Genomic DNA, 25,736 nt, shown 5'->3' with positions numbered 1-25,736 from the left:
GAGAGAGCAGGGTAGTTAAACCCAGATTTAAACACCCGAAGTCTCAAGAAAAGGGAGAACTGGGTAGTTAAAACTAAAAGTAACACCCTAAAAACAGTTGCTGAGCCTGACCTACAGCGAACCAACTAGCTAATCCCACTTTTCCCAATCTGCATTTCACAAAAAAACAACAAAAATCCGTCAAAATTATTTAAAAATTGTGTAAAAGGTTATATGATAAAAAAATACACTATAATATTTAGTTTTTCGAAAGAATTTGCAACAAGAAGTAGGGGGCATTTAATGAAGAAGATTGCTGGATTTTTAAAACCGTATCGGCTGGCGGCTGCTGTTGCTATTGTGCTGATGCTGACCGAATTGGCTGCTGAACTGCTGCAGCCGCTTATTATGGCCAAAATTATTGATGATGGCATATTAGTGCAGGATTTACATGTTATTACGGTGTGGGGGACAATTCTGATTGCGATTTCTATGCTGGCATTTGCATCTGGAATTATAAATTCTTTTTACGCAGCACACGTCAGCCAGAGCTTTGGCTTTGATGTGCGCACGAGTTTATTTAAGAAAATACAGTCCTTTTCGTATGCGAATTTCAACCTTTTTCCGACATCATCGCTTATAACAAGAATGACCAATGATATTACCCAGCTGCAGAACACGATTTTTATGGGCTTGCGCATCATGATGAGGGCGCCGCTTCTGATAGTCGGCAGTCTGGTCATGGCATTTGTGGTCAACTTTCAACTCGCTCTGATCCTATCGGTTGTAATTCCATTTCTGTTTTTCTTCCTTGTATGGGTGATGAGAAAAGGAGGGGCACTGTTTCAATCTGTTCAAAAGAAACTGGACGGAGTAAATAGTGTCATGAGGGAAAACCTAACGGGCATTCGTGTCATTAAAGCTTTGATCCGCAGAAGCTATGAAGTCAAACGGTTTACAAAAGCAAATGATGAACTGAAGGAAAAAACGACAAAAGCATTGCGATTAATGGAAGTGACAATGCCAATTCTGCTCTTGATCATGAATGGTGCAATTATCGCTGTTTTATGGTTTGGCAGCATTCAGGTAAATACAGGTGAAGTTCAGGTCGGTGAAGTTGTTGCTGTGGTCAATTACGCCATGAGAGTAACCTCGGCTTTTTCAATGCTTTCGTTTATCATTATGGCATTTTCACGTGCAAGAGCATCCTCGAAACGGATTGCTGAAGTGCTTGAAACAGATGCTGATTTGATCGATAAGCTTGCAGCAGATCAAAATCAAACCGTAACAAACGGAAAAATTCAATTCAAACAAGTGTCTTTTAAATATCCTGAAACAGATAAACATGTACTAGAAAATATTAATTTCACTATTCACAGCAGGCAGACAGTAGCTTTATTAGGAGCAACTGGCTCTGGAAAAACCTCGTTGTTTCAGCTTATTCCCCGTTTATATGAAGCAAGCAGCGGAGAAGTGCTGATTGACGGTCAAAATGTAAAGGAAATGAAGCTTGAAGATCTTAGGAAGAAAATTGGGTATGTGCCTCAGGACGCTCTTTTGTTTAGCGGCAGTGTCAGAGACAATATCGCCTGGGGGAAAGAAGATGCCACCATGGAGGAAATCACCCTTGCAGCGAAAAATGCCCAAATTCATGACACGATTGAAAAGCTTCCGTATCAATATGAAACAAAGCTTGGTCAAAAAGGAATCAACTTATCTGGCGGACAGAAACAGCGTTTAACCATTGCGAGAGCTTTAGTGCGCAAGCCGAAAATTCTGCTGCTCGATGACAGTACCAGCGCTCTTGACATGAAAACAGAAGCAAAGCTGTTAGAGGCAATCAAGCACTATGATTGCACCACGTTTATTATCACACAAAAAATCAATACAGCGATGGAAGCCGATCATATTTTTCTATTAATGGAAGGAAATCTAATTGCTGAAGGCAGCCATGAAGACTTATTGAACAAGTCCGACCTTTATCGAAATATTTATGAGTCGCAGACAGGAGGAGAGGATCGGAGCTATGCTTAAAAAAGATCTGTTAACGCCTTTCCGATATGATAAATCAAATTTTTCAAAGCAATCCAATCAAACCGATGCTCAAAAAAAAGCAAAACCAGGCAACTATAAAGAAACCTTAAAGAGGCTCTGGAAGTACTTGGCTGTCAATAAAAGTCTATTAATTTGGGTTGTCATTATGGTGATTGTCAGTTCGGCAATGGGCTTGCTGGGACCTTATTTAATCGGCTATGTCATTGATCATTATATTGTAGAGGATGCTAGTGCAAACTTCCTGACCCTATTAGTGATGTTAGGAATCATATATCTGCTGTTTTCTTTGTCGACCTGGTATCAGAACTATTGGATGATTGGCATTGCGCAGAAAACTGTTTTTAGCTTACGAACGAATTTGTTTGAGCATCTGCAAAAGCTGCCGATTCCTTTCTTTGATAAAAGACAGCACGGGGAATTGATGAGCAGAGTGACAAATGATATTGAAAATATTAGCTCGACCTTAAATAGCTCTGTGATCCAAATTATATCCAGTGTTTTAACCCTTGCAGGCACACTTGGGGTCATGCTTTGGATGAGCCCGCTGCTGACTCTTTTGACCCTGACGATTGTTCCGCTCATGTTTTTTGGGATGAAGTGGATTACGAATCGAACAGGCAAGTTATTTAAGGAGCAGCAGAAAAATCTTGGGGAATTAAATGGGTATATTGAAGAAACAATTTCTGGTCAGCGGATTGTTAAAGCTTTTTCACAAGAAGAGAAGGTAATCAATGAATTCTTAGAAAAAGGTGAAAAGCTCCGCACTGCTGGCTTTTGGGCACAGACGTATTCCGGATTTATTCCAAAGCTTATGAATGGACTGAATAACCTGTCTTTTGCCATCATTGCAGGGGTAGGAGGAATACTTGCAATCAATGGCTGGGTTTCAATCGGTACAATTGTTATCTTCACAGAATACTCCCGCCAGTTTACAAGGCCATTAAACGATCTCGCCAACCAATTCAATACACTTCTCTCAGCGATTGCTGGAGCGGAGAGGGTATTCGATATTTTAGATGAACAGGAAGAGTACAAAAACGATGAGACTCTTGAAGAGTTAAGTTCAATCGAGGGCGAAGTGGTTTTTGAACATGTTTCATTTGAATATGAAGAAGGAGGCAAGACGCTTAAGGACATTTCAATCTCGGTAATGCCTGGCGAAACGGCAGCCTTTGTTGGCCCAACTGGGGCAGGGAAAACGACCATCATTAATTTGCTTTCCCGCTTTTATGAAGTGAATGCAGGCAAGATCTATCTAGATGGAAAAGATATCAGCAAAATTAAAAAAGAAAGCATGCGGGAGCATATGGGTTTTGTGCTTCAGGATCCTTTTTTATTTCAAGGCACAGTCATGGATAATATCCGCTATGGGAGATTGGATGGGACGGATGAGGAAGTGAAGGAAGCGGCTAAACTGGCCAATGCTCATTCCTTTATCATGAAGCTTCCGAAGAAATATGAAACCGTCTTAAACCAGGATGGCAGCGGAATTAGTCAGGGACAGAGGCAGCTGCTTTCCATTGCCAGAGCTTTTCTGGCAAATCCATCGATCTTAATATTAGATGAAGCAACAAGCAGCATAGACACCGTGACCGAGCTGAAAATTCAGGAAGCATTGCAGAAGCTGATGGTGGGAAGAACAAGCTTCGTGATTGCCCACCGCTTAAATACCATCCGCCAGGCAGACAAAATCTTCGTTCTGCAAGACGGCAGGATTACGGAAAAAGGAACACATGATCAATTAATGAAGGAAAAAGGCTTTTATTTTGAGCTTAATCAAGGCATGTCCACAGTTGGGGAGCATGTAACTTCCTAAATTTCTAGGCCTGCAGTAATAGACGAAGGTATAAAAAAAGGGCCCCTGGATCTCCAGGGGTCATTTTTATCAGTCAGATCTTCTTGTTATACGCTGATTAGCAGCGTTTGCTCTAGCAATGACTTCAAGCTCGGCTTGATCTGTCAGTTCTCCAGCATACTCTTCATTCGGAGAATTTTTTAAGTTTTTAGGTGTTTGCGGCAGCTTTGCTTTTGCTTTCGAATTATGATGCTGATTGCCTAAGCGTCCCATAGAAATCCCCTCTCAATGGCTGAATGTGACGATTTTTTTAAAATAAAAAAGCGCTCATCAGCAGGCTGAAGTACGGAAGCAGTGTTCCGTACATATAGCTTGCTCAAGAGTCGCTTTTATATGATATAAAAGGATGAAAAATTTAAACTAAGAGTAGCGCCTAGCCCCTCGAGGTCTTAAGCCAATCTGTCCAGAAGGTTAAAGAACAACCTTCTAGCCATCTTGTCTTAAGCTTGGGGCTCACAGGATGTGAGTTGTGCAGAAGTTGCCACAGGACGTGGCGGTATTAGTCTGCGTTCCTTAATTTGGGCAAGTGCCTTCCGCTTTTCTTAATTAATGTTTACGGCTGTCGGTATAGCCGCCAGCTCGATCTGCCATTTTGAATTCCCGGCTATATGTAACTTCCTGCATGCTGGACAATGTGCTTTTTGTTTTATCCTTGCGTTTTTTCTCTCCTGCCATTTCATACACACCCTTTCAAAAATTAAGAAGCATTAGCAATTTTCCCTACTTTGGAGCTGTTCATACATTGGGAGGTTAATAAATATCTTCTAATGCGTTCTTTAAATGAGGGTATGAAAAGGAATAGCCGGATGATAATAGTTTTTTCGGTGTTACATGCTGGCCTTCAAGCATAAGCATGCTCATTTCACCTAACATCATTTTCATCGCAAAAGCAGGCAATGGGAGCCAATGGGGTTTATGCAGGACAGCTCCTAGTGTTTTGCCAAATTCACTCATTTGCACAGGATTTGGAGCGGTAAAATTGACAGGACCCTCGATATTTTTATTTTCCAGGCAAAATAAAAAGGCTTTGACCACATCCTCTATATGAATCCAAGACATCCACTGAACACCTTTGCCCAATTTCCCGCCGGCAAAAAGCTGATAAGGAAGAGCCATTTTCGGCAGTGCGCCACCAGCCTTGGAGAGAATGATGCCAAAGCGGGTAAACACCAAGCGGCTATCAGGAAGCTTGCCTTCACGGGCAGATTGTTCCCATTTATAGACTGTTTCCGCTAGAAAATCAGAACCCGACGCTGAGACTTCTTCTGTAAAAAACTTTGAATCAGAGGTGCCATAATAGCCGATTGCACTTGCTTGAATGACGACCTTTGGAGGCTCCATTAAGTTATGTAAAATACGATTCACCTCATCTGCGGATTGCGTCCGGCTTTCAATAATTCTGCGTTTTCTCTCCTCTGTCCATCTGCCGCTGTTAACCGATTCTCCCGCTAAGTTGATAAACGCATCAATGCCCTCTAAATGATTTTCCGGTGTATCGCCATCATTGAGCCATTGTACATAGGTCACTTGATCTTTTGGTGTTTTATTCTGGCTATTCCGTGTAAGAATGAGAATTTTATGACCGTTCTTCTTTAAGGCTTCTGTTAAATAGCTGCCGACAAATCCAGTTCCTCCAGCTAGCGCAATTTTCATATCATTTCCCCTTCCGTTCATCATTATTTCCCGTGTATGTATCTTTAATAGTTCTCTCTTTCCTCTTAAAACCCTTTTCTGATATGCTACAAACATAATGAGGTGATGAAAAATGCCGGTAATAACAAAAATTTCAATCCAAAAGAAAAACAAGGATCGTTATAATATTTTTACGGACGATGGGAGCGGAGAGGCTTATTCCTTCAGTGTAGATGAAGACGTTCTTATTAAGCATGGACTTAAAAAAGGAATGGAGCTCGATGATATTTTACTTTCAGAAATCGGCTTTCACGATGATATCCGCAAAGCCTATAATGACGCAATCGGCTACTTGGCGAGGCGGATGAGGTCTGAGTATGAGGTAAGGACATTTTTAAAAGGAAAAGAAGTAGACGAAGTTATTATCCAAGAAACCATCCACAAATTATATCAGTACAGTTTTTTGAATGATGAAGAATTCGCCCTTGCCTTTGTACGCACCCAAATGAATACAACAGATAAAGGCAGAGGCCTGATTCGCATGGAATTAAAGGAAAAGGGAATCAGAGAAGAGTTAATGGAGAAAGCGCTAGAGCAATTCAGCTTTGAACAGGAGTTAGAAACAGCGATTAAATTATGTGAAAAAAACATGAGGAAAAATACGAAGGAATCGACAAGAATTGCTAAGCAAAAGCTTGAGCAGGTGTTAAGCAGAAAAGGGTTCTATTCGGACATAATTCAGGAAGCCATTTCAGCGGCAGCACCTGAAAAGGAAGAAGACGAAGAGCTGGCTGCATTACGGCATCAAGCTGAAAAAGCAAGCCGGAAATACAGGGCGCTTCCCGAATTTGAATACAAACAAAAAATGAAGCAGGCATTAGCACGCAAAGGGTTTTCTTTTGATTTAATTGACAAAGTCCTGAGGGAGGAAGAGTAAGTGTCCTGTAATTCCCTCGTTTTAAGGGAACCTTCTGCCTATCTAATTGTTTGCTTGTTGAGCTATTTTTACTATACTTATACTGAATATAACAAAGGGGCGTATAGACAATGTCAGAAAAAAGATATAGTGAACTGACTTCATACGAATTACAGCAGGAAATCGCAAGCTTAAACGAAAAAGCACGAAAAGCGGAACAAATGGGTATGGTCAATGAATACGCAGTCCTCGAACGTAAAGCGGTGATGGCCAAATCCTATCTGCTCGACCCAAAAGATTTTATCAAAGGCGACATTTACGAAATCGAAGGAGACCCAGGCCAATACTTTAAAATTGATTATTTAAACGGCGTTTTCGCCTGGGGCTACAGGCTGGCTGGAACGAAAGAAGAAGAAGCCCTGCCGATTTCTATGCTGAAGAAAACAGCGGTAACGGAATAGGTTTGGGATTTGGATTGTAGGGGAGCTAGAGTGGGCAAGGGGTGAGAGAATACTGCCAGCAGCCCAAAAACAAAAAAGCTCCCAGAGAGAAATCTAATCTCTCCGAGAGCAGGTTGTAATTTTAATATTCAGGTGTGTCACTGTCGCGATTAGTTGAAGCTCTCATTCGCTCCTGTGGATGGGTGTTAATGGTGCCGTCTGCACGTTTTGATGCATATTCAGCCTTTGCGCGCGGTTCACCTTCAAATTTATTGTTATTTTGATTTGGGAAATTAGTTGCTTTGTTTCGCATCCTGCTTCTCCTCCTCGGATCGCTGATATGGTGAATCAGATATAGTATTTGTAAATAGACATCTTATGATACAGCGTAAAAAACATCATGATCTAGAAAGAGGGATTTTTAATGAATGAATATCAGCAAAGATTATATGAACTGCTTTTAGAAAAAAACCAGCAAATTTCTGCGTCACAGGCTCAAACTTGGATCGAATTGCTTTGGGATGATTTTGAAACAACGTATGCAAAGGCCGGCCGTGAATACAAGGGAAGTGAAATGACGGCTAAGGTAGTGGCACAGTGGATTGAAAACTATGGAGAAAAGCTTCATGAATTTGTTGCCCAAAATCCAAAATATAAGGATATGCTTAACGAGGATCCTAAAAAGATGCATTAAAAAACGAGCCTGTAATAGGCTCGTTATCCGTTAGTTTGGAATAATATCCAATTTTTTTCGAAGCTTTTCCTCACTAAAAATCCAGCCTGTGTAAGAGGTTTTGATATTATAGTCCAGATCGAGCTGAACAACCGCTACGAAAGGATAATAATCGTTGCTGCGGTATCTCAAATCGATGAAACGTACCTCATAATAATCATCGTATTCATCAACCTCCCAGCGGTAGACAGGTGAAAAGGAAAGAAAGGCTGAAAGATTGTCATCTCGTTTGGCTGCTTCAATTACCTTTGTTTCTGGGACAGGCACTCGGTTGAATTGGTCCTGAATGATAATTTGTTTATTTTCGGATCGCCCCACAAAGAATTGATGCTTGTTCATTGCCGCAATTCTCCAGCTGTGCATCTTCATCGTCGGAGCTATAATGATATCATATGCATCTGGAATAAGAACTTTAACTGCCTTCAGCACTTGACGCTGCGCAACGAATCGATAAATATAATACAGGACCAGTATGCCGTAAATACCTAAAAACGTGTATCCTGGATGTGCACCAAACGCCCAAATAAATAAACCAACCACATGAATCCCGAAAATAAACGGATCAAATGTATTGATTGTGCCAAGAGCAACCCATTTTGGGGAGAAGGGCCTTAAGGCCTGTGTGCCATACGAATTAAAAATATCAACAAACACATGCAAGAATACGGCAAGAAATGTCCAAAGCCATAAATGAAGCAAATTGGCCTCTGGAAAAAATGGATATACGACAGCAATAATGACTAATGGCCATAAGAGAACTGCCGGTATGGAGTGTGTAATGCCGCGGTGATTTCGTATATATACAGCATTATTTCTCAGCTTTAATACGGTATCAATATCAGGGATCTGTGAGCCAACAATCGTACCAATCATGATGCTTGTTGCTGTAACTGAACTTTCGGCAACCACTGGATCAAGTGTTGCCAAACCGCCTAGAGACAGCCCCATGACTATATGTGTTCCAGTATCCAAGAGGAAAAAACCTCCTTGCTTGTTGTATTGCAGCTACTGTCATTTTAGCAGTAATTATTTCCTTATAAAAGTTAAGTTTCATTTTATACTTTCAGATAGTATAAATGAGCAGCGCAGAAGAATTCTCGATATAGTGCTCATACTAGGGATTCTCTGCGTCCTTTCAATACCTGCCAATCGGCTAGTTTTTATTAAAAGAATATTGTGTAAATGAAAAGCAGCTTCATAAGATTGTATGAGTCAAAATGAACACTTACCTATTATATTCCCAAATTTACGTTACTTTAACATCATGGAGGGGGAAAAACTTGGACAAGCAAGAAGTACAAACGTTAGAAACCATTGATATCAAGCAATTTCAAACAGACTTAATCTCCTGGTTTCAACAAGAACAAAGAGAACTGCCCTGGCGAAAAGATAAGGATCCATACAAGGTATGGGTTTCAGAAATCATGCTGCAGCAAACAAGAGTTGATACTGTTATCCCATATTTTCATCGATTCTTAGAACTTTTTCCGCAAGTTAAAGATTTAGCAGAGGCGGAAGAAGATCAAGTACTAAAAGCATGGGAGGGGCTGGGCTACTATTCAAGAGCCAGAAACCTTCAAAGTGCCGTGAAAGAAGTACATGAAAAGTATGACGGAATTGTTCCAAATACACCAAAGGAAATATCGTCCTTAAAAGGAGTTGGCCCATATACTGCAGGGGCAATCCTAAGCATTGCTTACGGTGTTCCGGAACCAGCTGTGGATGGCAATGTGATGCGTGTCTTCTCCAGAATTCTTTCCATTTGGGATGATATTGCAAAACCGGCCACAAGAAAGATCTTCGAAGCTGCCGTAAGAGAACTGATTTCGCATGATAATCCTTCCGATTTTAATCAGGCCTTAATGGAGCTTGGGGCCTTAATTTGTACACCGACGTCACCATCCTGTTTGCTTTGTCCGGTCAGAGACCATTGCAGTGCTTTTCACGGAGGAACTCAGCATGAACTACCGATCAAAACAAAAAATAAAAAACAGCGGCATGTGAAAATGGCATCAGCCATCCTTCTCAATGACAAGGGTGAGATTCTAATTCAGAAGCGTCCTTCAAAGGGACTGCTCGCGAATCTTTGGGAATTTCCGAATATTGAAAGCACATTAAGCTATGTGGATGAAAAAGCACTTTTGGAAGATAGCTTTGCCGGAATCTATCTAGCATCTGTTCATCTGAACCGCTCAATCGGACAATTAGAGCATGTGTTTTCCCATCTCATCTGGAATATTAATGTATATGCAGGAACAATTGATGATGTCTCTGCCAGTGAACTTCAAAATGTAAAATTTGTTTCGATAGAAGAACTAGAGCAATATGCTTTTCCAGTTCCATATCAAAAGATATTTCGTATGTATCAGCTTGAAAAAGAATAAACACACACAATAGTGTAGGCATAAAGAAAGGGCTGCAAAATGTGAGCCCTTTTTTTTACGGTTTAATAAAAATTTCAGCATAGGTGAAAACAAATTTTAAAACAATGTGTAAGTGCAGCAACTTCATCTCTTAGGATGCTGTTAGATTAAAATTGACAGAGCGGGATCAGGTGCTTAATCATAAGTGATTTTTGTGCCGCTCGTATATGTTGCTTCATTCCGCTCGTTGCCTCCGCGTCTTTCAATTTCTTTGATAATTTCCGTCTGAATCGTATGACCCTCAGCGTTTAAATATGGAGTGATTTGCTGTAGTGAATGGTGAAAATAAGCAAGCTCACTGTCATTCCAATCAGTTTTAGACATCATGGAAAGCTCGGTCATATCTCTGCCTACGTACATAAAAATTCCTCCCTTCTCTATATGAGTATTGTTATAATCCAGATTGCCAACTATACATGGAAAAGCTAAAATGATAGCAATAGTGTTTAGTACATAAGCATGGTAAAGAGAGGGTTTTGAACATGACGCAAAAAGTAGCATTGATTACAGGAAGCAGCAGAGGGATTGGGAAGGAAACGGCCTTAACATTAGCAAAAGAAGGCTACGATATCGTTATCAACTATGCACGCAGCAAAAGTGCCGCACAAGAAACGGCAGCGGAAATTGAAAAGCTGGGAAGAAAAGTTCTTACCGTTAAGGCGAATGTAGGAGATGTGGATAAAATTAAGCATCTTTTTGCAGAGATTGACCGTGAGTTTGGCAGACTTGATGTGTTCGTCAATAATGCAGCATCAGGCGTTCAGCGTCCAGCCATGGAGCTTGAGGAATCGCATTGGAATTGGACAATGAATATCAACAGTAAGGCCCTTTTATTTTGTGCACAGGAAGCAGCAAAGCTGATGGAGAAAAATGGGGGCGGGAAAATTATCAGCGTTAGTTCACTTGGATCCATTCGCTATTTAGAAAACTATACCGTTGTCGGCGTATCAAAAGCGGCATTAGAGGCTTTGACGAGATATCTGGCTGTAGAATTATCATCAAAAAACATCGTAGTCAACGCGGTGTCAGGCGGGGCAGTGGATACAGACGCGCTTAAGCACTTCCCAAATCGCGCGGAATTACTGGCCGAAGCAGCTGAGAAAACACCAGCTGGCCGCATGGTATCAATTGAGGATATGGTAAACGCAATTATGTTTTTAACAAAAGAAGAGTCGAGCATGATCCGCGGCCAAACGATTATTATTGATGGCGGAATCTCGCTGTTAGTTTAAAAATGACTGTTTAGCCTGGTAAATATACTGTAATCATCATTTAAAAATATTTTAATTTTTTTCTAAAAAAAGTTGGATACTTTTCTGCGCTAGGGGACAAATTAATGAGCGTGGAGGTGATTACAATGGCAAAACAACCAAACAAAACACAATCTGGTACGAACGTTCAAGAAGTAAGACAACAAAACGCTCAATCTGCTGGTCAAGGTCAATACGGCACTGAGTTCGCTTCTGAAACTAACGTACAAGAAGTAAAAGAACGTAACGCACGTGCTGAAGCTCAAAAAGGTAAAAACTCTGGCTACAGCAAATAATTGATACGTAACGAAAAAAGCACCCTTTCAACGGAGGGTGCTTTTTTCTGGAATTGAGACCGAGATGTCAAGAGGACAGGTAACTGTCCCCTTGGAATCCCGCATTATTTGAATGATACATTATGGAAGAATGGAGTACCGCTGAAGTTTACAAACAGTCCTTCAATTCCATTAAGTGCATGGACAAAGTCAGGATGCTGCAAGTAAACCATTGGCACTTCTTCTACAAGAATTTCCGAGATTTCTTTGTAAGCTTCATTACGTGCATCTGTATCTGATTCAGATCGTGCAAGATCAAGCAGTTCATCAACACGTTCGTTCTTATAGAAAGAACGGTTACCTGGTGAACCAAACTGTGAAGAATGGAATAACGCATACAAACCGTAGTCTGCGTCAGCTGTTACTGTTGTCCAACCGAGGATAAACATTTCGTGGTCACCAGCAGCTGTTTGCTCTAGGAATGCACCCCACTCAACAACCTCGATTGATACATCAATGCCAATTGGAGCTAAATGAGCTTGAACCATTTCAGCAATGTCTGCACGCTCCTGGCTTCCGTCGTTAACATAGAGAGTTGTTTCAAATCCATCTTCAAATCCAGCTTCAGCTAATAATGCTTTTGCTGCTTCCACATCATAACCCAGCGGCTCTAAATCCTGGTAGTTTCCTACAACTGTTGGAGCAAGAGGTCCAACTGCAGGAATCCCCTGACCATCTAAAATTCCATTTACAATATCATCTTTGTTAATCGCCATGCTGATTGCCTGACGAACTCTAACATCATTAAACGGTTCTTTTGTGACGTTGAAGCCAACATAGTCCATACGTGTACCTTTTACCCGATCGATTTCAATGTTTTCCATTGCTTCTACACGGGAAACGTCAGATGCACCTAAAAGCATGGCATGTGCTTCACCAGTCTCAATCATCGCAACACGAGTTGCTTGTTCAGGTACTACTACGAATTTAAGGGTATCGATTTTTGCAGGCTCGCCCCAATAATCTTCGTTCTTTTCAAATACGATTTCAGCACCGCGGTTCCAATTTGAAAGCTTGAATGGACCTGTACCGATTGGATTTTCATCCACTTTTTTACCGCCGCTGTTTTCTTCTTCGATTGCTGATGGAGCAATGATTGAACCAGCATTATGAGCTAAGTGAGCCGGAAGTGGAGCAAAAGGCGCACTTGTTTTGAATTGAACTGTGTAATCATCTACAATGACAACCTCTTCAATAACATTCAAAATGAATGCTTTCGGAGAAGCAAAGTCAGGGTTGGTAATTCTCTCAATATTCATTTTTACAGCTTCAGCATTGAAGTCTGTTCCGTCATGGAATTTTACGCCTTCGCGCAATTTAAATTCCCAAGTCGTATCATCAATCGCTTCGTATTCTGTTGCCAGCAATGGAACGATTGAGCCATCTTCACTATAATCAACTAGTCTTTCTAAAATTTGTGTAGTAGCAGTATTGGATGCAGTGTCATTAACACCATGAGGATCTAGAGTTGGGGCATCAGATGGGGTAACGAATACTAATTCGCCGCCATCTGTACTAGGCTCTTCGTTCTCAGTAGCATTTTCATCATCACTATCATTATTGTCTTCAGGTTCTGTGTTACTTCCTGTACTGCATGCCGCTAACATGAGAAAAAGTGATAGCAATAAGATTAGAAAGGCATTTTTTTTGATTCTCATTTGACTCCCCCTAAAAATAGTTAAAGTTTACACACACTTGGCATGTGCATTTTTATAATAGTCTAAAAATTCAATAAGTACAACTATAAATTTAACAAAAATATAGAATTATTTGAATATTATTTGAATATAAGAAAGTTTTCTAAAAGGCTTTCTATTTAAATCACTGCAAACATATGATATAAAAACCATAAAATCAAAATAATAAAACTATTGTAATAATTAGGAATAGTATATATTATTAAAAAGACTGAATTGAAAGAATAATAAACGGAAAGGAATGAAATGAATGAGTCATCCCCAATTACAAGAATCTACAAGTATTCCTCTTAAAACAAACAATAAAAGTACATCTCCTTGGGCATCGTTTTACAAAAAATTAGCAAAGAATAAAGCAGCTCTTGCAGGGGCGATTGTTGTACTGATCTTTGCGATATTGGCAGTGCTCGCACCACTAATCTCTCCTTATGATCCTACTGCAATGGATATGAGTAAAAGATTAGCGCCGCCGTCTGCGGACCACTGGTTTGGTAATGATGACAAAGGGCGGGATATACTTAGCAGGATTTTATATGGTTCTCGTATTTCTTTAACAGTGGGAATTCTATCGACCATGCTAGGAGCAGTTGTAGGCGTCATATTAGGAATCGTTTCCGGATATTACGGAAAATGGGTAGATTCATTGATTATGAGAATATGTGATGTTCTTCTGGCGTTTCCTGGAATTCTTTTGGCGCTGGCCATTGTGAGTATTCTAGGTCCAAGCACTACAAATGTAATTATTGCCGTTGCCTTTTTTGCTGTACCAACTTTTGCGAGGATTGTGCGCGGTTCTACTCTCAGTGTAAAAAAACTGGAGTATGTCGATGCCATTCGCGCCATGGGAGCTAGTGATTTTAGAATTATTTTCAAACATATCTTACCGAATATTACCTCACCTATCATAGTTCAATCAACCTTATACATAGCATCAGCTATCATTACTGCAAGTGCATTATCATTCCTGGGACTCGGAACACAGCCGCCAACTCCTGAATGGGGAACGATGCTGGCTCAAGGCCGTTCATTTATGGCTCAAGCACCACATATTAGTTTATTTCCTGGTCTAATTATTTTAGTAGTCGTAGTTGGCTTTAATTTATTCGGAGACGGATTGCGAGATGCATTAGATCCTAAAACAAAAAAATAAAGAAGGAAGGTGAGAGCTATGTTTGTTTTTATTATTAGAAGACTATTTCAAACAATTCCTGTCATGATCGGTGTGACGTTAGCTGTATTTCTTATGATGCATTTGATTCCGGGAGATCCTGCGCAAATAATGGCAGGGGAGAGAGCTGATGAAGCCCAATTAGAACAAATGCGGGAGAATTTAGGCTTAAACGACCCGCTCTATCAGCAATATTTTCGCTATGTCGGAAACGCTATTCAAGGTGACTTAGGTACCTCTATCCGGACAGATCGGGCCGTAACTGAAGAGATATTTACAAATCGTATATGGATTACATTTGAGTTAGCGTTGTATGGAACGGTTTTAGCGGTTATTTTAGGATTAATCGCTGGGATTATTTCTGCTACGAGAAAATATTCATTTTCGGATGTATCCCTCATGATCGTCGCCCTTTTCGGGATGTCGATGCCGAATTTCTGGCTCGGAATTATGCTAATCTATTTCTTCTCTGTTAATTTAGGCTGGTTCCCAACGATTGGCTGGGAATCATGGAAACATATGGTGCTTCCTGTGTTAACGATCGGTACAGGCGGAGCAGCCATTATTGCAAGGATGACACGTTCAAGTATGCTTGAGGTCCTTGACAATGATTATATCCGCACAGCCTATGCGAAAGGCGTGCATGACAGAGTAGTCATTTACAAACATGCTTTGAGAAATGCGCTCGTTCCAGTTGTCACAATCGTAGGTTTGCAGTTTGGCACATTACTAGGCGGAGCGGTTATCACGGAAACGGTTTTTGCTATTAATGGGCTGGGCCGCTTAGTTGTCGATTCAATCCGGATGCGTGACTTTCCAATGGTTCAAGGAACGATTCTCGTATGTGCCGTCTTGTTTGTCGTCGTGAACTTTATCGTTGATATCACATATCGTTTAATTAATAAACGAATTGAGCTGAATTAAAGGAAGGTGAGAAGGATGACTATATCAAATCAAGAGAATATCCTGGAAGTTCGAAACCTCTGCACCTCCTTCTTCACAGATGAAGGAGAAGTAAAAGCCGTTGATGGAGTAGATTTTTCAATTGAAAAAGGAAAAACCATTGGCATCGTAGGAGAATCCGGTTCAGGAAAAAGTATTACCTCCTTATCCATTATGCGCCTGGTTCAAGAGCCTGCTGGAAAAATCGTCAATGGTGAGATTGTCTTTAAAGGAGAAAATCTTTTAGATAAAACAAAGAAAGAAATGCGTGATATCAGGGGAAATAAAATATCTATGATCTTTCAGGAGCCTATGACTTCCTTAAATCCTACCTTAACATGCGGAGAGCAAATTGCAGAGTCGCTTCGGATTCATCAAAAGCTTAACCGCAAAGAAGCACGGGTGAAAGCAGTGGAGATGCTGAAATTAGTAGGAATTCCATCTCCAGAAAAAAGGGTTAAGCAGTATCCGTTTGAACTATCTGGCGGAATGCGCCAGCGTGTTATGATCGCGATTGCCCTTGCCTGTAATCCTGAGCTATTAATCGCAGACGAACCGACAACCGCACTTGATGTAACCATCCAAGCACAAATACTAGAATTAATTAAAAAGCTGCAGGAAGAATTGGGAACTTCTTTAATGATTATTACCCATGATCTTGGTGTAGTGGCTGAAATGTGTGATCGTGTCGCTGTTATGTATTGTGGAAAAGTGGTTGAGTATGCAGATGTCAAAACCATTTTTACAGACCCAAAGCATCCTTATACCATTGGCCTCCTGAATTCAGTTCCAAGGCATGACCTAAAAGTGGAAGGCGACCTGTCTGTTATCAAAGGTTCTGTGCCAAGTCCATTTGAATTGCCGGCTGGCTGCAGATTCGTGACGAGATGTCCTCATGCAAGAGAGATTTGCCATAGCGACCTGCCAGCATTGGAAACGAAAGAAGATGGAAATCAAGTTCGCTGCTGGATTCATACCGATAAATGGGAAAAGCAAGCAGAGGCGGTGTCAACTCATGAGTAAGAAGGCGCTATTAGAAGTCAATCATTTAAAGCAATATTTCCCGATCAAAGGCGGCGTGTTTGGCGGCACAGTGAACCACGTTAAGGCTGTGGATGATATTAGCTTTGTCGTGTATGAAGGAGAAACAGTCAGTGTGGTTGGAGAATCCGGCTGTGGGAAATCGACAACGGGAAGAGCGATCCTCCGTTTAGATGATCCCACTTCAGGTGATATTTTATTCGATGGAGAAAATTTATTGAATTTAAACAAGGCGAAGATGAGGAAAAAACGCAAGGATCTGCAAATTATCTTCCAGGACCCGTATGCCTCTTTAAATCCAAGGCAAACAGTGAGGCAAATCCTGGAGGAGGCGCTTGAGATTCAAAATGTGGTTCCCAGAAAAGAGAGACGCCAGAAGGTCGAGGATCTCCTGCAAACCGTCGGCATTGGAGCGCATCAAATGGATCGTTATCCACATGAATTTAGCGGCGGGCAGCGGCAGCGGATTGGAATTGCCCGAGCCTTATCAGTCGATCCGAAATTGGTGATTTGCGATGAGGCCGTGTCAGCGCTGGATGTATCGATCCAAGCCCAGGTCTTAAACCTATTAAAAGAGCTTCAGCAAAAATTCCAGCTAACATATTTATTTATCTCGCATGACTTAGGTGTGGTCCGCCATATATCCGACCGCATCATTGTCATGTATCTCGGTAAAATAGTGGAGATTGGGGATAAGGATTCTCTGTTCGAAAACTCTCAGCATCCCTATACAAGAGCGCTTTTATCTGCGATCCCAAGCATTAATGTGGGAGAGAAAAAGAAAGAGAGAATCATCTTAAAAGGAGATGTGCCATCACCGATTGACCCGCCAGCTGGCTGCCGCTTCCACACCCGCTGCCCATATGCCATGGACCGATGTGCGGTGGAAGAGCCTAAGCTGCATCCGCTTAATGAGGTCGAACATAAAGCGGCATGCCATCTGCTTGAAGATGGACCTTATGACTATTCGTAGAAACCAGGGGGAGCGGTCCCTTATGGGTTCCTTTTAGGAGGATTAAATATAAATTAAGTATTGGTCTACAAGAGGCTGAGACATAAATATTTAACACAATCTTGAACCGGATGATTAGGAAGCGACTCTTTCTAATCATCCGGTTTTTTATTTGTTATTTTAAAATTTTTATCTAACCATGAGTGAAATGGAACGGAGGACAATCGACTTCTGCGGGCAATAGAGGAAAAGGTGAGAACCCGCAGGAGCGGCGCGCGACGAGGAGGCTCAGCTTCCTCCTTACGGAAAATGAGGATCCGCAGCACAGGGTGGACGGGCTTGTTTAAATACCCAAACCAAGATAATGAATATTAATTAATTTTCTTCTGTCTCAGCCTCTTCTATATTTGGTATCAATTTTGAACAGGTGGAATAATCCCTGAAGTGAGCAGAATGAACAATATTAATCCTATGAAGAAAAAAATAATTGAAGAAGTGAAAATAGGTCCCCTTCTAAAAACGAAAGGTTCCCTCTTTTGGATGAACCCTGTTTGTGCACTCGCTTGCGAGGAGCTATAATCTGAAATAATTCCGCCGCTGCTTGAAAAGTAAAAGCTTATCGCAGCAAAAGCTATGCCAGTGAAGAACATGACCTCAATAAATCTTACAGAGAATGTTGTGGCAATGAAAAATGTTAAAGCCGCTTCTACAACAAAAGTCACAAGAAAAATAGTTATAAATTTCGTTCGGATCATTCTCTCCTCCTTAAAAGTAATATACTTTCTTCAATATATCCAACGCTTTGTAGTTCATTTGTATTTATCTTGTTTCCAACTTCATTTAGTGGGAAATTTTGATATTTTGAGTTTATCATATGCGAATTGCTTAGGATATTAAATTTTTTAAGAAGAGTCCCCACAGCCTCTCGGCTACGCCTCGACAAAACTTCCATTAAGTCTACATTATCAGTCAAAGGGAAAAGGGGTTCTGCCGCGAATTTGTATAAAGAGATCACAAAAGGGATGGTGGCAAATGGTGCGTGAGTTTAACCTTTTAGTATCAGAACAGATGAAAACGATGGATAAGCTATTGTTTCTACAAGGGGAGCTGGAGCGTTGTGAGGAGATTGAGGCGCAGCTGCAGCTGATTCAGCAGGAGACAGAACTTGAAAGCATCCAGCATGAAATTAAAATTATGAAAAATGAATTGAAGGCCATTCATAGGATATTCGAAACACAGACAGAAGAGGTAATCCGGTCTTATCAGGACATGAATGTTCCTGTATAAAGGACAGGATCTACAGCTAAATAGACGCATTATTTAAACCATTGAGCCTTTTCAATGGTTCTTTTGTTTTAAAATGAGCGTATAACCGTTATAATAAGAAGAAATAGGAATCGTTCTTTGCAAGCCTTTCGTCGTTTGGAGTGAAGAAGAATTTTTAAATGATTAAAAATTCTTTTCAAAGGATCAGATCGGATATCTTTATTTGAACAGCGGTTTAGCAGATGTGCTGCTCCATTTTCATATAAGGTACTTCAATGTCTAAAAGAAAAGCAGCCGTTTTGCTTGCTTCTAGAGGACTATAGGTTTCAAAGCTTCCAGAAATGAAAGAAGGGGAAAAAATGGCCGTACCCATAGAAGGATCTCCAATACAAATACACAGCTATAAACATAATGGGCACATCCATCGCGTCTGGGAGGAAACAACGGTATTAAAAGGTACGCAAAATCTTGTCATCGGCGGCAATGATCGGACCATTGTAACAGAATCGGACGGCAGAACATGGGTAACGAGAGAACCGGCAATCTGTTATTTTCATTCCCAATACTGGTTTAATATTATCGGAATGATCAGAGAGGACGGCGTATATTACTATTGCAATATCAGCTCGCCGTTTATATATGACGAGGAAGCATTAAAATATATCGATTATGATCTTGATATTAAGGTGTTTCCAGATATGACCTTTAACTTGTTGGATGAAGACGAATATGAACGTCATCGTCAAGAAATGAATTACCCTGCTCCGATTGATCAAATACTGTGGTCCAATGTGGACAAGCTCATTCAATGGATCCGCCAGCGCAAAGGTCCATTTGCACCGGATTTTATCGACATTTGGTATGAGCGCTATTTAACGTACAGACGCTAGGATTTTAGAGTAAAATGCCTAAGAGTTGCCTGTTGAACGGATCGTCAACAGGTTTTAGCCTTTTTAAAGGATGTAGCAGCATAGAAATATACGTGAAGCCTAATGCTTGTCTTCCCTGCTTGCCAATGTGGCAAGTTTTCTTTTTGCACTGAAGGGAAGAAACATTAGGTATGAAAGCAAGAGGAACAGGTCATTTTAAAATTAGTGCAGCATTAATGCATTTTTTAGGCCTTGAAAGGGTGGAGGCTACTTGAACAGTATTAAAAGATATATGCAATTTGTAAAGCCATATCGGCTTCAGATTATCGGAACGATTATCATTGGAATTATTAAATTTGCCATTCCTTTAATGATTCCGCTTCTAATCAAATATGTCGTCGATGATATTATTGGCGGTGATGCAGCGGATTCGGAAAAAACAAGTACACTTTTTTGGCTGATGGGCGCTATGATTGTCATCTTTGTTGTGGCAAGGCCGCCAATTGAATATTATCGCCAATATTTTGCGCAATGGGTATCCAGTAAAATACTATACGATATCCGTGACCGCTTGTTTGTACATATTCAAAAGCTAAGCTTTAAGTATTATGCAAATACACGGGCGGGGGAAGTCATCTCTAGGGTTATCAATGATGTGGAGCAGACGAAAACCTTTGTTGTCACAGGATTAATGAATCTTTGGCTTGATGTGTCTACGATCATTATTGCTGTCATTATTATGTTTAATATGGATATCACATTAACCATCGTGTCATTGATCTTATTTCCATTTTACGCTTTTTCGGTTAAATACTTTTTCGGCAATCTGCGAAAATTAACACGCGTACGTTCCCAGGCACTCGCCGAGGTGCAAGGCTATCTGCATGAGCGGGTACAAGGGATGGCTGTCATTAAAAGCTTTGCGACAGAGGATTATGAGCAAGGGAATTTTGATCGGCAGAACAGCAACTTTCTGCAAAAAGCGATCGACCATACAAAATGGAACGCAAAAGCCTTTGCCGTTGTGAACACAATTACCGACATTTCGCCGCTGCTCGTCATTGGCTATGCAGGCTACCAGGTAATTCAAGGAAATATTTCACTTGGTGTTATGATGGCGTTCATTGCTTATATTGATCGTTTATACGCACCACTGCGAAGACTTGTTAATTCATCGACTACACTGACACAGTCAATTGCTTCAATGGACCGTGTATTTGAGCTCCTTGATGAAAAATATGATATTGATGATGCGCCAAATGCAGTGGAATGCAAGGAAGTAAACGGCCATATTCAGTTCAAGGATGTCAGCTTTAAATATAATGAAAATGAGGAAGATGTATTAAAACATATCAACCTTGATATTCAAAAGGGAGAAACAGTCGCCCTTGTCGGCATGAGCGGAGGCGGAAAGTCATCCTTAGTGGGCTTGATTCCGCGTTTTTACGATGTTTCAGATGGAACAATCCTTCTTGATGGGGCAGATATACGTTCTTTCAAAGTACGAAGTTTAAGAGATAAGATTGGCATGGTTTTGCAGGATAATATTTTATTCAGCGAATCGGTCAAAACCAATATCCTGCTAGGGAAACCAGAGGGAACAGATGAAGAAGTCATTCAGGCCGCTAAAGCAGCCAATGCGCATGATTTTATTATGAGTCTTCCAGAAGGCTATGACACGAAAGTTGGCGAACGGGGAGTGAAGCTGTCAGGAGGACAAAAACAGCGGATTGCGATCGCGCGAATCTTCCTGAAAAACCCGCCGATTCTAATTTTAGACGAAGCCACATCTGCATTGGACCTAGAAAGTGAGCACCTCATTCAGGAGTCTTTAGAGGACCTGGCAAAAGATCGAACCACCTTCATTGTGGCACACCGCCTTTCTACCATTACCCATGCAGACCGAATTATTTTAATTGAGCATGGCCAAATCATGGAAGAAGGCTCTCACGATGAGCTCATGAAAAAACAAGGAAGTTATTATAAGCTCTTTCAAGTGCAGCAGCTGGAGAATTAAAAAAACGCCTGGAAACAATCATGTTTTCCAGGCGTTTTCTATAAGCTTCCAAAAAATAATATGAAAATAAGAATAGCTATCAATCCCAGTGTTAACACCACAGAGACAATACTCCGTACGGCACCTTTCCAATTTTGAATCCCTAAAAATCCGATTAAGCTTAATATAAAAGTGAATATCGTAATAAAGAAAAGAAGATAGAGCGGATGTAAACCAAGAATAGATTCAGTTCCAGGCATCATAAAAAAGAGAATAACAAAGCAGAGTGAAAATATAAAAGACCAAATATTGATTTGTTTTGTCATAGGTAGACTCCTTAGTTTAAAGGCATATTTCATAATTTCTATAAATATTTGAAAAAGTCCTTTTTTGATTCAAAAAAAGAGGAGGGGACAAAATAAAATTAATCTTCTAAAACACGAATATTCAATATATCTTGGTTTGGGTATTTAAACAAGTCCGTTCCACCTGCGCTGCAGACCCTGTTTTTTCGTGGGATCAAAAGCTGAGCCTCCTCGGAGCAAGCTCCTGCGGGGTCTCAGCTTTTCCTCTATTGTGCCCAGAGGAGTCGAGTGTCCTTCGCTCCATTTCACTCATGTTAATAAAATGTATTTTATAATCATAAATAAAAAACCGAATGATTAGAAAGATGACTTCCTAACCATTCGGTTCCATGGGTCTGTTAAATACTTATCTCCCAGCCTCAAATTAGTTTTCTGCTGTTTCCTCAATCGATACTTCGTTATCTTCTTTATGATAAGCTTGAAAGCTTGAAATCAGCATATCAAGATGTTCGACTTGCTCAAGATAATCCATGAACGCAGAAACGATCTGCATGGTATGTGGAAGCATGGATTCTTCAATATCGCGATCAGTGTCCATTTGCCGCTGCTGCTGAATGAAGACCTGGAAGAGCTCGCGTCTGTTTAACGTGACTTCTCCTTCTTCAAAAGAAACCTGTGGACGTACTTTGCCGATAAACTTCAGCATCACATGTTCATGATAGTGAATGAGACAATCCAGCTGCTGCTGCAGAGTATACTGAAATTCCTCTGTAATATCAGCCATATCATTATCAAAACGGTGGAGCTTCTTAAGTGTCTCTAAAGCTCGTTTTGTGGTTGATATCATTTGTCTGTATATAACCAGCTTTCGTGACTTCGCAAGAGCATTATTTTTAAAATAGTTTCTTTCTTCTTTATACATACCATAGAGCATGTCCAATTTGCTGATAGAATCCTGCATTTTTTCAATATCAGACTTTAAGGTGTGATGCTCAGAGGCACGGCGAACGGTCAGTCGAAGCCACTTAGTCACATCCTCCGTAACGTTTGAGATGCGGTTATATAGCTTATTTTCATATTTAGGAGGTAAAAATACAAGATTAATGATAAAGGCTGAAAAGACACCAAGCATTATGGTAGAAAAACGGATGAGAGCAAATTGAATAAAATCATCACCTGGTGATTCCATAATGGCAAGCAGCGTAACCAGCGATAGTGCAATTGTATTTTCAATTCGAAGCTTTAAGTTAATCGTTATGAGAATAATTGCGCCTAAACCGATAATAAAAATATCATTGCCGAATAATAAAACAAAAATGACGGCGATAAAAGCGCCAATCGAGTTACCTTGAATTTGCTCAATGATGGATAAATACGATCTGTAAATGGTAGGCTGCAGAGCAAAAATGGCTGCGATCCCGGCAAATACAGGGTTAGGCAGCTGTAATAATTCGGATAAAAATAAAGCCAAAATAATTGCGATTCCCGTTTTTAAAATGCGGGCGCCAAGTTTCATACAAAATGTGTTCCTTTCTTATACAGGAGTCTTAATGAATACCTATTGTTTGACGTAATAACATCAAAAAATGTTTCACTCTAACCAATATATACTTCTAAAAATGAGGAAGTATGTCCATATTATCTACTTTAAACGTTTTTCCAGGTTATTAAACAATAATGTACTATACAGGGATTATACACGAAGTTCAAGTAACTTTTGAAAGAAAAACAGCCTAAATTTCGAAAGATTTATTTCCTTTTTAATGGAAGCGGTTTAATTAGGTGACTGGGGATTGGTTGGGGTAGATGTTGTTATTTAAGGGATTTATATGCAGTGGGATAAAGTTTAAACATGAGAAGGAGGAAGGGGGCGATATTGTAGTCACAATCACAGCATAACTACTAGAGGCAACAAAAAGAGGGTGGGACAAAAAGAAAATACTATTTGTAAAACACGAATGTTCATTTTCAAGGTTTGCGTGTTTCCACAAGCCCGTTCCATTGCGCTCCAGCCCCTCGCTTTCCGTGGGGAGGAAGCTGAGCCTCCTCGGAGCAAGCTCCTGCGGGGTCTCAACTTTTCCTCTATTGCCCACAGGAGTCGAGGGTCCTCCGCTTCATTTCACTCATGTTTAGAAAAATTAAATGTTAAACAAATAAAAAAACCGAATGATTAGAAAGATTCACTTCCTAATCATTCGGTTTTGTTTTGTTTAGTGGTTGTATTAAATACTTATGTCCCAGCCTCTTTCTTACCTCCAGTCAATAGTTTTTTTAAAAATTATTTGCTCGAGGTTATGTTTTTTGTCTAGCAGGGGGACAGCCCTCTAGTAAATAAATCATGTGTATGACAAAAAGACCTAACGAGTTTACTTTTTTTCGCAAGGCCATTGTGCTATAGTTTAATTATCCTTACTTACGATTTTTGAGCTGGTAGTGCGGACTCATAGTCGTATAATATGCCGTGTGTAATAAGATGAAATGCGACTTTCAAAAACTTATTCATACACGCTACAATCGCAACCTTATGGGGCTTACCTTGAGGTTGCTTTTTTAGTTTGTAGTAATAGTCAACGAGATGATTAGGCACTTTTTTTCTCATAAGCATTGTTTTCATCATAAAGAAAAGAATCTTTCTTAATTTCTTATTCCCTCGCTTATTGATACGATCTTGATAATGTGTATTCCCAGATTGATACCGCATGATATCGATCCCAACATAAGCGTTTATTTGCTTCGAGTTTTTAAAGCGTCTAATATCACCTAGCTCCCCAATTAATCGGCATGCCGTTGCGTCACCAATTCCAGGAATAGAACGTAAAATCTTAAACTCCTTTCTTTTCATAGATAGCTCAGCCATTTGTCTAATGAGCTGTTCCTTTTTGTCCTTTAAATCCGCAATCCGACGTGCGTAATCTCTTACCTGCTCACAGCGAATGTCACTGGATTCAATTGCCGGATACGAACGTTGTGCAGCTTCAAGTAAAACAATGGCTTTTTTCTCAGCACGTTCTGCAGATAAGTTCTTTTGTGTATTCCTCTTTAAGTTATTTTTGATGACTGTTTTTGAATGGGCCAACAATAATGCCGGATGTGGGTACAGCTGGACAAAATTTAAAAACAGAGCTGATTTAGGTGTAATTAGCCGTTCCAATTCTGGAAATGATAATTGTAAAATTGCATGCATTCGGCTGCGTAAGTAGGTCATCTCTTCAGCTGTTTCATCATAATACCGTGTTATTGCACGCATTTGTTCATAATACTCATCTTGCGTATAGGTTTTCTCGCGTTCCATTTTAAAATGTGATTTGGCAAGTTCGTGTGCATCATTGATATCTGTTTTATGGCGACGCATTGTAGCCATTTGTAAGTTCGCTTCTAGTGGATTCATTCGGTAATAGGTATAACCGTAATCACAAAGGAACTTTTCTATCGGTTTTGAATACACGCCTGTTGCTTCAAACACGATTTCAGGTTGTTCCCCATCGAGAGAAGATAGCTCCTCAATACGACTTTGAAGGCGTTCAAAATCAGCACGTGTATGATGTATTTCTCCTTCAAATTCACAGCGCTTATAACGGTTGTAAATGACAAAATGACTTTTGCCTTTACTTATATCTAAAGCGATGACATGTTGCATAAAACCTTCTCCTTTTTAGCCAATCATAGAAGTCTTCACATTGCCTTACCGATTCCATTTTCTTATACACGATCTCTATGGACCCAACATACTAAACTGATTCAAATAAGGGTGTGAAGTTGGTCTGTTTTTAATACGGACTCTTATGTGGCCCCAGAGGCTGTTCGACCTTCCTTCACTTCTACTATATAAAAATAGTAGCACAAACCATGGCCTTGGTCTGTGCTACTAATCTTAGTATGTTT

At 40.3% G+C, this 25,736-nt stretch carries 27 protein-coding genes; 15 read left to right on the top strand and 12 right to left on the bottom strand.

Annotation, left to right across the window (positions count from 1 at the left end; genetic code table 11):
• The first annotated feature begins 282 nt into the window (after positions 1-282).
• Positions 283-2,013 (top strand): ABC transporter ATP-binding protein, encoded by a 1,731-nt coding sequence (locus B7E07_RS18585; RefSeq protein ID WP_080848314.1) that lies wholly within the window; start codon positions 283-285, stop codon positions 2,011-2,013.
• Positions 1,973-3,850, top strand: coding sequence for an ABC transporter ATP-binding protein (locus tag B7E07_RS18580; RefSeq protein ID WP_257391497.1), 1,878 nt, complete (start codon positions 1,973-1,975; stop codon positions 3,848-3,850). The genes B7E07_RS18585 and B7E07_RS18580 overlap by 41 nt, the downstream gene beginning before the upstream one ends.
• Before the next feature lie 69 nt (positions 3,851-3,919).
• On the opposite strand, the gene B7E07_RS18575 is transcribed toward B7E07_RS18580, so the two are convergent.
• The 3 genes from B7E07_RS18575 to B7E07_RS18565 all read right to left on the bottom strand — a co-directional run bounded on the left by B7E07_RS18575 (position 3,920) and on the right by B7E07_RS18565 (position 5,542).
• Entirely contained in the window at positions 3,920-4,102 is a 183-nt protein-coding gene (locus B7E07_RS18575; RefSeq protein ID WP_066449234.1) for a YfhD family protein, read from the bottom strand.
• Positions 4,103-4,435: 333 nt separating this feature from the next.
• Positions 4,436-4,564 (bottom strand): YfhE family protein, encoded by a 129-nt coding sequence (locus B7E07_RS18570; RefSeq protein WP_080848312.1) that lies wholly within the window; start codon positions 4,562-4,564, stop codon positions 4,436-4,438.
• 75 nt (positions 4,565-4,639) lie between these two features.
• Positions 4,640-5,542 carry a TIGR01777 family oxidoreductase gene (locus B7E07_RS18565; RefSeq protein WP_080848311.1) on the bottom strand — a complete coding sequence of 301 codons (903 nt, stop codon included), beginning with the start codon at positions 5,540-5,542 and terminating at the stop codon, positions 4,640-4,642.
• 112 nt (positions 5,543-5,654) lie between these two features.
• On the opposite strand from B7E07_RS18565, the gene recX reads away from it, so the two are divergent.
• A complete protein-coding gene (gene recX / locus B7E07_RS18560; RefSeq protein ID WP_080848310.1) occupies positions 5,655-6,458 on the top strand; it encodes a recombination regulator RecX in 804 nt (267 codons plus the stop codon).
• A 110-nt stretch (positions 6,459-6,568) separates the two neighbouring features.
• The gene (locus B7E07_RS18555) at positions 6,569-6,898 is read left to right on the top strand and encodes a YfhH family protein (protein WP_080848309.1); all 330 of its coding nucleotides are present in this window, start codon (positions 6,569-6,571) and stop codon (positions 6,896-6,898) included.
• Between the two features lie 121 nt (positions 6,899-7,019).
• Here the strand turns inward: B7E07_RS18555 and B7E07_RS18550 are convergent, their stop codons facing one another.
• On the bottom strand, positions 7,020-7,190 hold the full coding sequence (locus tag B7E07_RS18550) for a small, acid-soluble spore protein K (RefSeq protein ID WP_080848308.1): 171 nt from the start codon (positions 7,188-7,190) through the stop codon (positions 7,020-7,022).
• Positions 7,191-7,301: 111 nt separating this feature from the next.
• On the opposite strand from B7E07_RS18550, the gene B7E07_RS18545 reads away from it, so the two are divergent.
• On the top strand, positions 7,302-7,571 hold the full coding sequence (locus tag B7E07_RS18545; protein ID WP_080848307.1) for a YfhJ family protein: 270 nt from the start codon (positions 7,302-7,304) through the stop codon (positions 7,569-7,571).
• Positions 7,572-7,601: 30 nt separating this feature from the next.
• Here the strand turns inward: B7E07_RS18545 and B7E07_RS18540 are convergent, their stop codons facing one another.
• A complete protein-coding gene (locus B7E07_RS18540; protein WP_080848306.1) occupies positions 7,602-8,582 on the bottom strand; it encodes a metal-dependent hydrolase in 981 nt (326 codons plus the stop codon).
• A 308-nt stretch (positions 8,583-8,890) separates the two neighbouring features.
• Here B7E07_RS18540 and mutY point away from each other — a divergent pair, with 308 nt between their 5' ends.
• On the top strand, positions 8,891-9,994 hold the full coding sequence (gene mutY / locus B7E07_RS18535) for an A/G-specific adenine glycosylase (protein WP_257391496.1): 1,104 nt from the start codon (positions 8,891-8,893) through the stop codon (positions 9,992-9,994).
• Between the two features lie 174 nt (positions 9,995-10,168).
• Here the strand turns inward: mutY and B7E07_RS18530 are convergent, their stop codons facing one another.
• Positions 10,169-10,393, bottom strand: coding sequence for a hypothetical protein (locus tag B7E07_RS18530; RefSeq protein ID WP_080848304.1), 225 nt, complete (start codon positions 10,391-10,393; stop codon positions 10,169-10,171).
• A 122-nt stretch (positions 10,394-10,515) separates the two neighbouring features.
• On the opposite strand from B7E07_RS18530, the gene fabL reads away from it, so the two are divergent.
• The gene (fabL, locus tag B7E07_RS18525) at positions 10,516-11,265 is read left to right on the top strand and encodes an enoyl-[acyl-carrier-protein] reductase FabL (protein WP_080848303.1); all 750 of its coding nucleotides are present in this window, start codon (positions 10,516-10,518) and stop codon (positions 11,263-11,265) included.
• 125 nt (positions 11,266-11,390) lie between these two features.
• Positions 11,391-11,579, top strand: a complete 189-nt coding sequence (locus tag B7E07_RS18520) for a gamma-type small acid-soluble spore protein (RefSeq protein WP_080849269.1) — start codon at positions 11,391-11,393, stop codon at positions 11,577-11,579.
• 104 nt (positions 11,580-11,683) lie between these two features.
• Here the strand turns inward: B7E07_RS18520 and B7E07_RS18515 are convergent, their stop codons facing one another.
• Entirely contained in the window at positions 11,684-13,276 is a 1,593-nt protein-coding gene (locus B7E07_RS18515; protein ID WP_080848302.1) for a glutathione ABC transporter substrate-binding protein, read from the bottom strand.
• 289 nt (positions 13,277-13,565) lie between these two features.
• On the opposite strand from B7E07_RS18515, the gene nikC reads away from it, so the two are divergent.
• The 4 genes from nikC to B7E07_RS18495 are packed head-to-tail and all read left to right on the top strand — an operon-like array spanning position 13,566 to position 17,439.
• A complete protein-coding gene (nikC, locus tag B7E07_RS18510; RefSeq protein WP_080848301.1) occupies positions 13,566-14,465 on the top strand; it encodes a nickel transporter permease in 900 nt (299 codons plus the stop codon).
• Positions 14,466-14,483: 18 nt separating this feature from the next.
• A complete protein-coding gene (locus B7E07_RS18505) occupies positions 14,484-15,407 on the top strand; it encodes an ABC transporter permease (protein ID WP_066449199.1) in 924 nt (307 codons plus the stop codon).
• A gap of 15 nt (positions 15,408-15,422) precedes the next feature.
• Complete coding sequence (locus B7E07_RS18500) at positions 15,423-16,448, top strand: ABC transporter ATP-binding protein (RefSeq protein ID WP_080848300.1); 1,026 nt, start codon at positions 15,423-15,425, stop codon at positions 16,446-16,448.
• On the top strand, positions 16,441-17,439 hold the full coding sequence (locus B7E07_RS18495; RefSeq protein WP_080848299.1) for an ABC transporter ATP-binding protein: 999 nt from the start codon (positions 16,441-16,443) through the stop codon (positions 17,437-17,439). Before B7E07_RS18500 ends, B7E07_RS18495 begins: the two co-directional genes overlap by 8 nt.
• A gap of 392 nt (positions 17,440-17,831) precedes the next feature.
• Here B7E07_RS18495 and B7E07_RS18490 read toward each other — a convergent pair whose 3' ends face one another.
• Positions 17,832-18,173, bottom strand: a complete 342-nt coding sequence (locus tag B7E07_RS18490; protein WP_257391495.1) for a hypothetical protein — start codon at positions 18,171-18,173, stop codon at positions 17,832-17,834.
• Positions 18,174-18,453: 280 nt separating this feature from the next.
• On the opposite strand from B7E07_RS18490, the gene B7E07_RS18485 reads away from it, so the two are divergent.
• Positions 18,454-18,705 (top strand): YgaB family protein, encoded by a 252-nt coding sequence (locus tag B7E07_RS18485; RefSeq protein ID WP_139785746.1) that lies wholly within the window; start codon positions 18,454-18,456, stop codon positions 18,703-18,705.
• Positions 18,706-18,919: 214 nt separating this feature from the next.
• Here B7E07_RS18485 and B7E07_RS23830 read toward each other — a convergent pair whose 3' ends face one another.
• Positions 18,920-19,057 carry a hypothetical protein gene (locus B7E07_RS23830; RefSeq protein ID WP_176215245.1) on the bottom strand — a complete coding sequence of 46 codons (138 nt, stop codon included), beginning with the start codon at positions 19,055-19,057 and terminating at the stop codon, positions 18,920-18,922.
• Here B7E07_RS23830 and ntdP point away from each other — a divergent pair.
• Both ntdP and B7E07_RS18475 read left to right on the top strand, forming a co-directional pair.
• Positions 19,044-19,574, top strand: coding sequence for a nucleoside tri-diphosphate phosphatase (ntdP, locus tag B7E07_RS18480; RefSeq protein WP_066449191.1), 531 nt, complete (start codon positions 19,044-19,046; stop codon positions 19,572-19,574). The genes B7E07_RS23830 and ntdP overlap by 14 nt on opposite strands.
• Positions 19,575-19,824: 250 nt before the next feature.
• A complete protein-coding gene (locus B7E07_RS18475) occupies positions 19,825-21,570 on the top strand; it encodes an ABC transporter ATP-binding protein (protein WP_080848297.1) in 1,746 nt (581 codons plus the stop codon).
• 38 nt (positions 21,571-21,608) lie between these two features.
• Here the strand turns inward: B7E07_RS18475 and B7E07_RS18470 are convergent, their stop codons facing one another.
• From B7E07_RS18470 to B7E07_RS18460, 3 genes are all read right to left on the bottom strand, one after another.
• The gene (locus B7E07_RS18470) at positions 21,609-21,875 is read right to left on the bottom strand and encodes a hypothetical protein (protein WP_080848296.1); all 267 of its coding nucleotides are present in this window, start codon (positions 21,873-21,875) and stop codon (positions 21,609-21,611) included.
• A gap of 403 nt (positions 21,876-22,278) precedes the next feature.
• The gene (locus tag B7E07_RS18465; RefSeq protein ID WP_080848295.1) at positions 22,279-23,370 is read right to left on the bottom strand and encodes an FUSC family protein; all 1,092 of its coding nucleotides are present in this window, start codon (positions 23,368-23,370) and stop codon (positions 22,279-22,281) included.
• 897 nt (positions 23,371-24,267) lie between these two features.
• Positions 24,268-25,491: an IS110 family RNA-guided transposase gene (locus B7E07_RS18460; RefSeq protein ID WP_080848294.1), complete on the bottom strand. Its 1,224-nt coding sequence runs from the start codon at positions 25,489-25,491 to the stop codon at positions 24,268-24,270.
• Between the last annotated feature and the right edge of the window lie 245 nt (positions 25,492-25,736).

This window comes from Cytobacillus gottheilii, from assembly GCF_900166665.1.
In the GTDB taxonomy this organism is placed as follows: Bacteria; Bacillota; Bacilli; order Bacillales; family Cytobacillaceae; genus Cytobacillus; species Cytobacillus gottheilii_A.
This window is presented reverse-complemented; position numbering and strand designations above follow the sequence as displayed.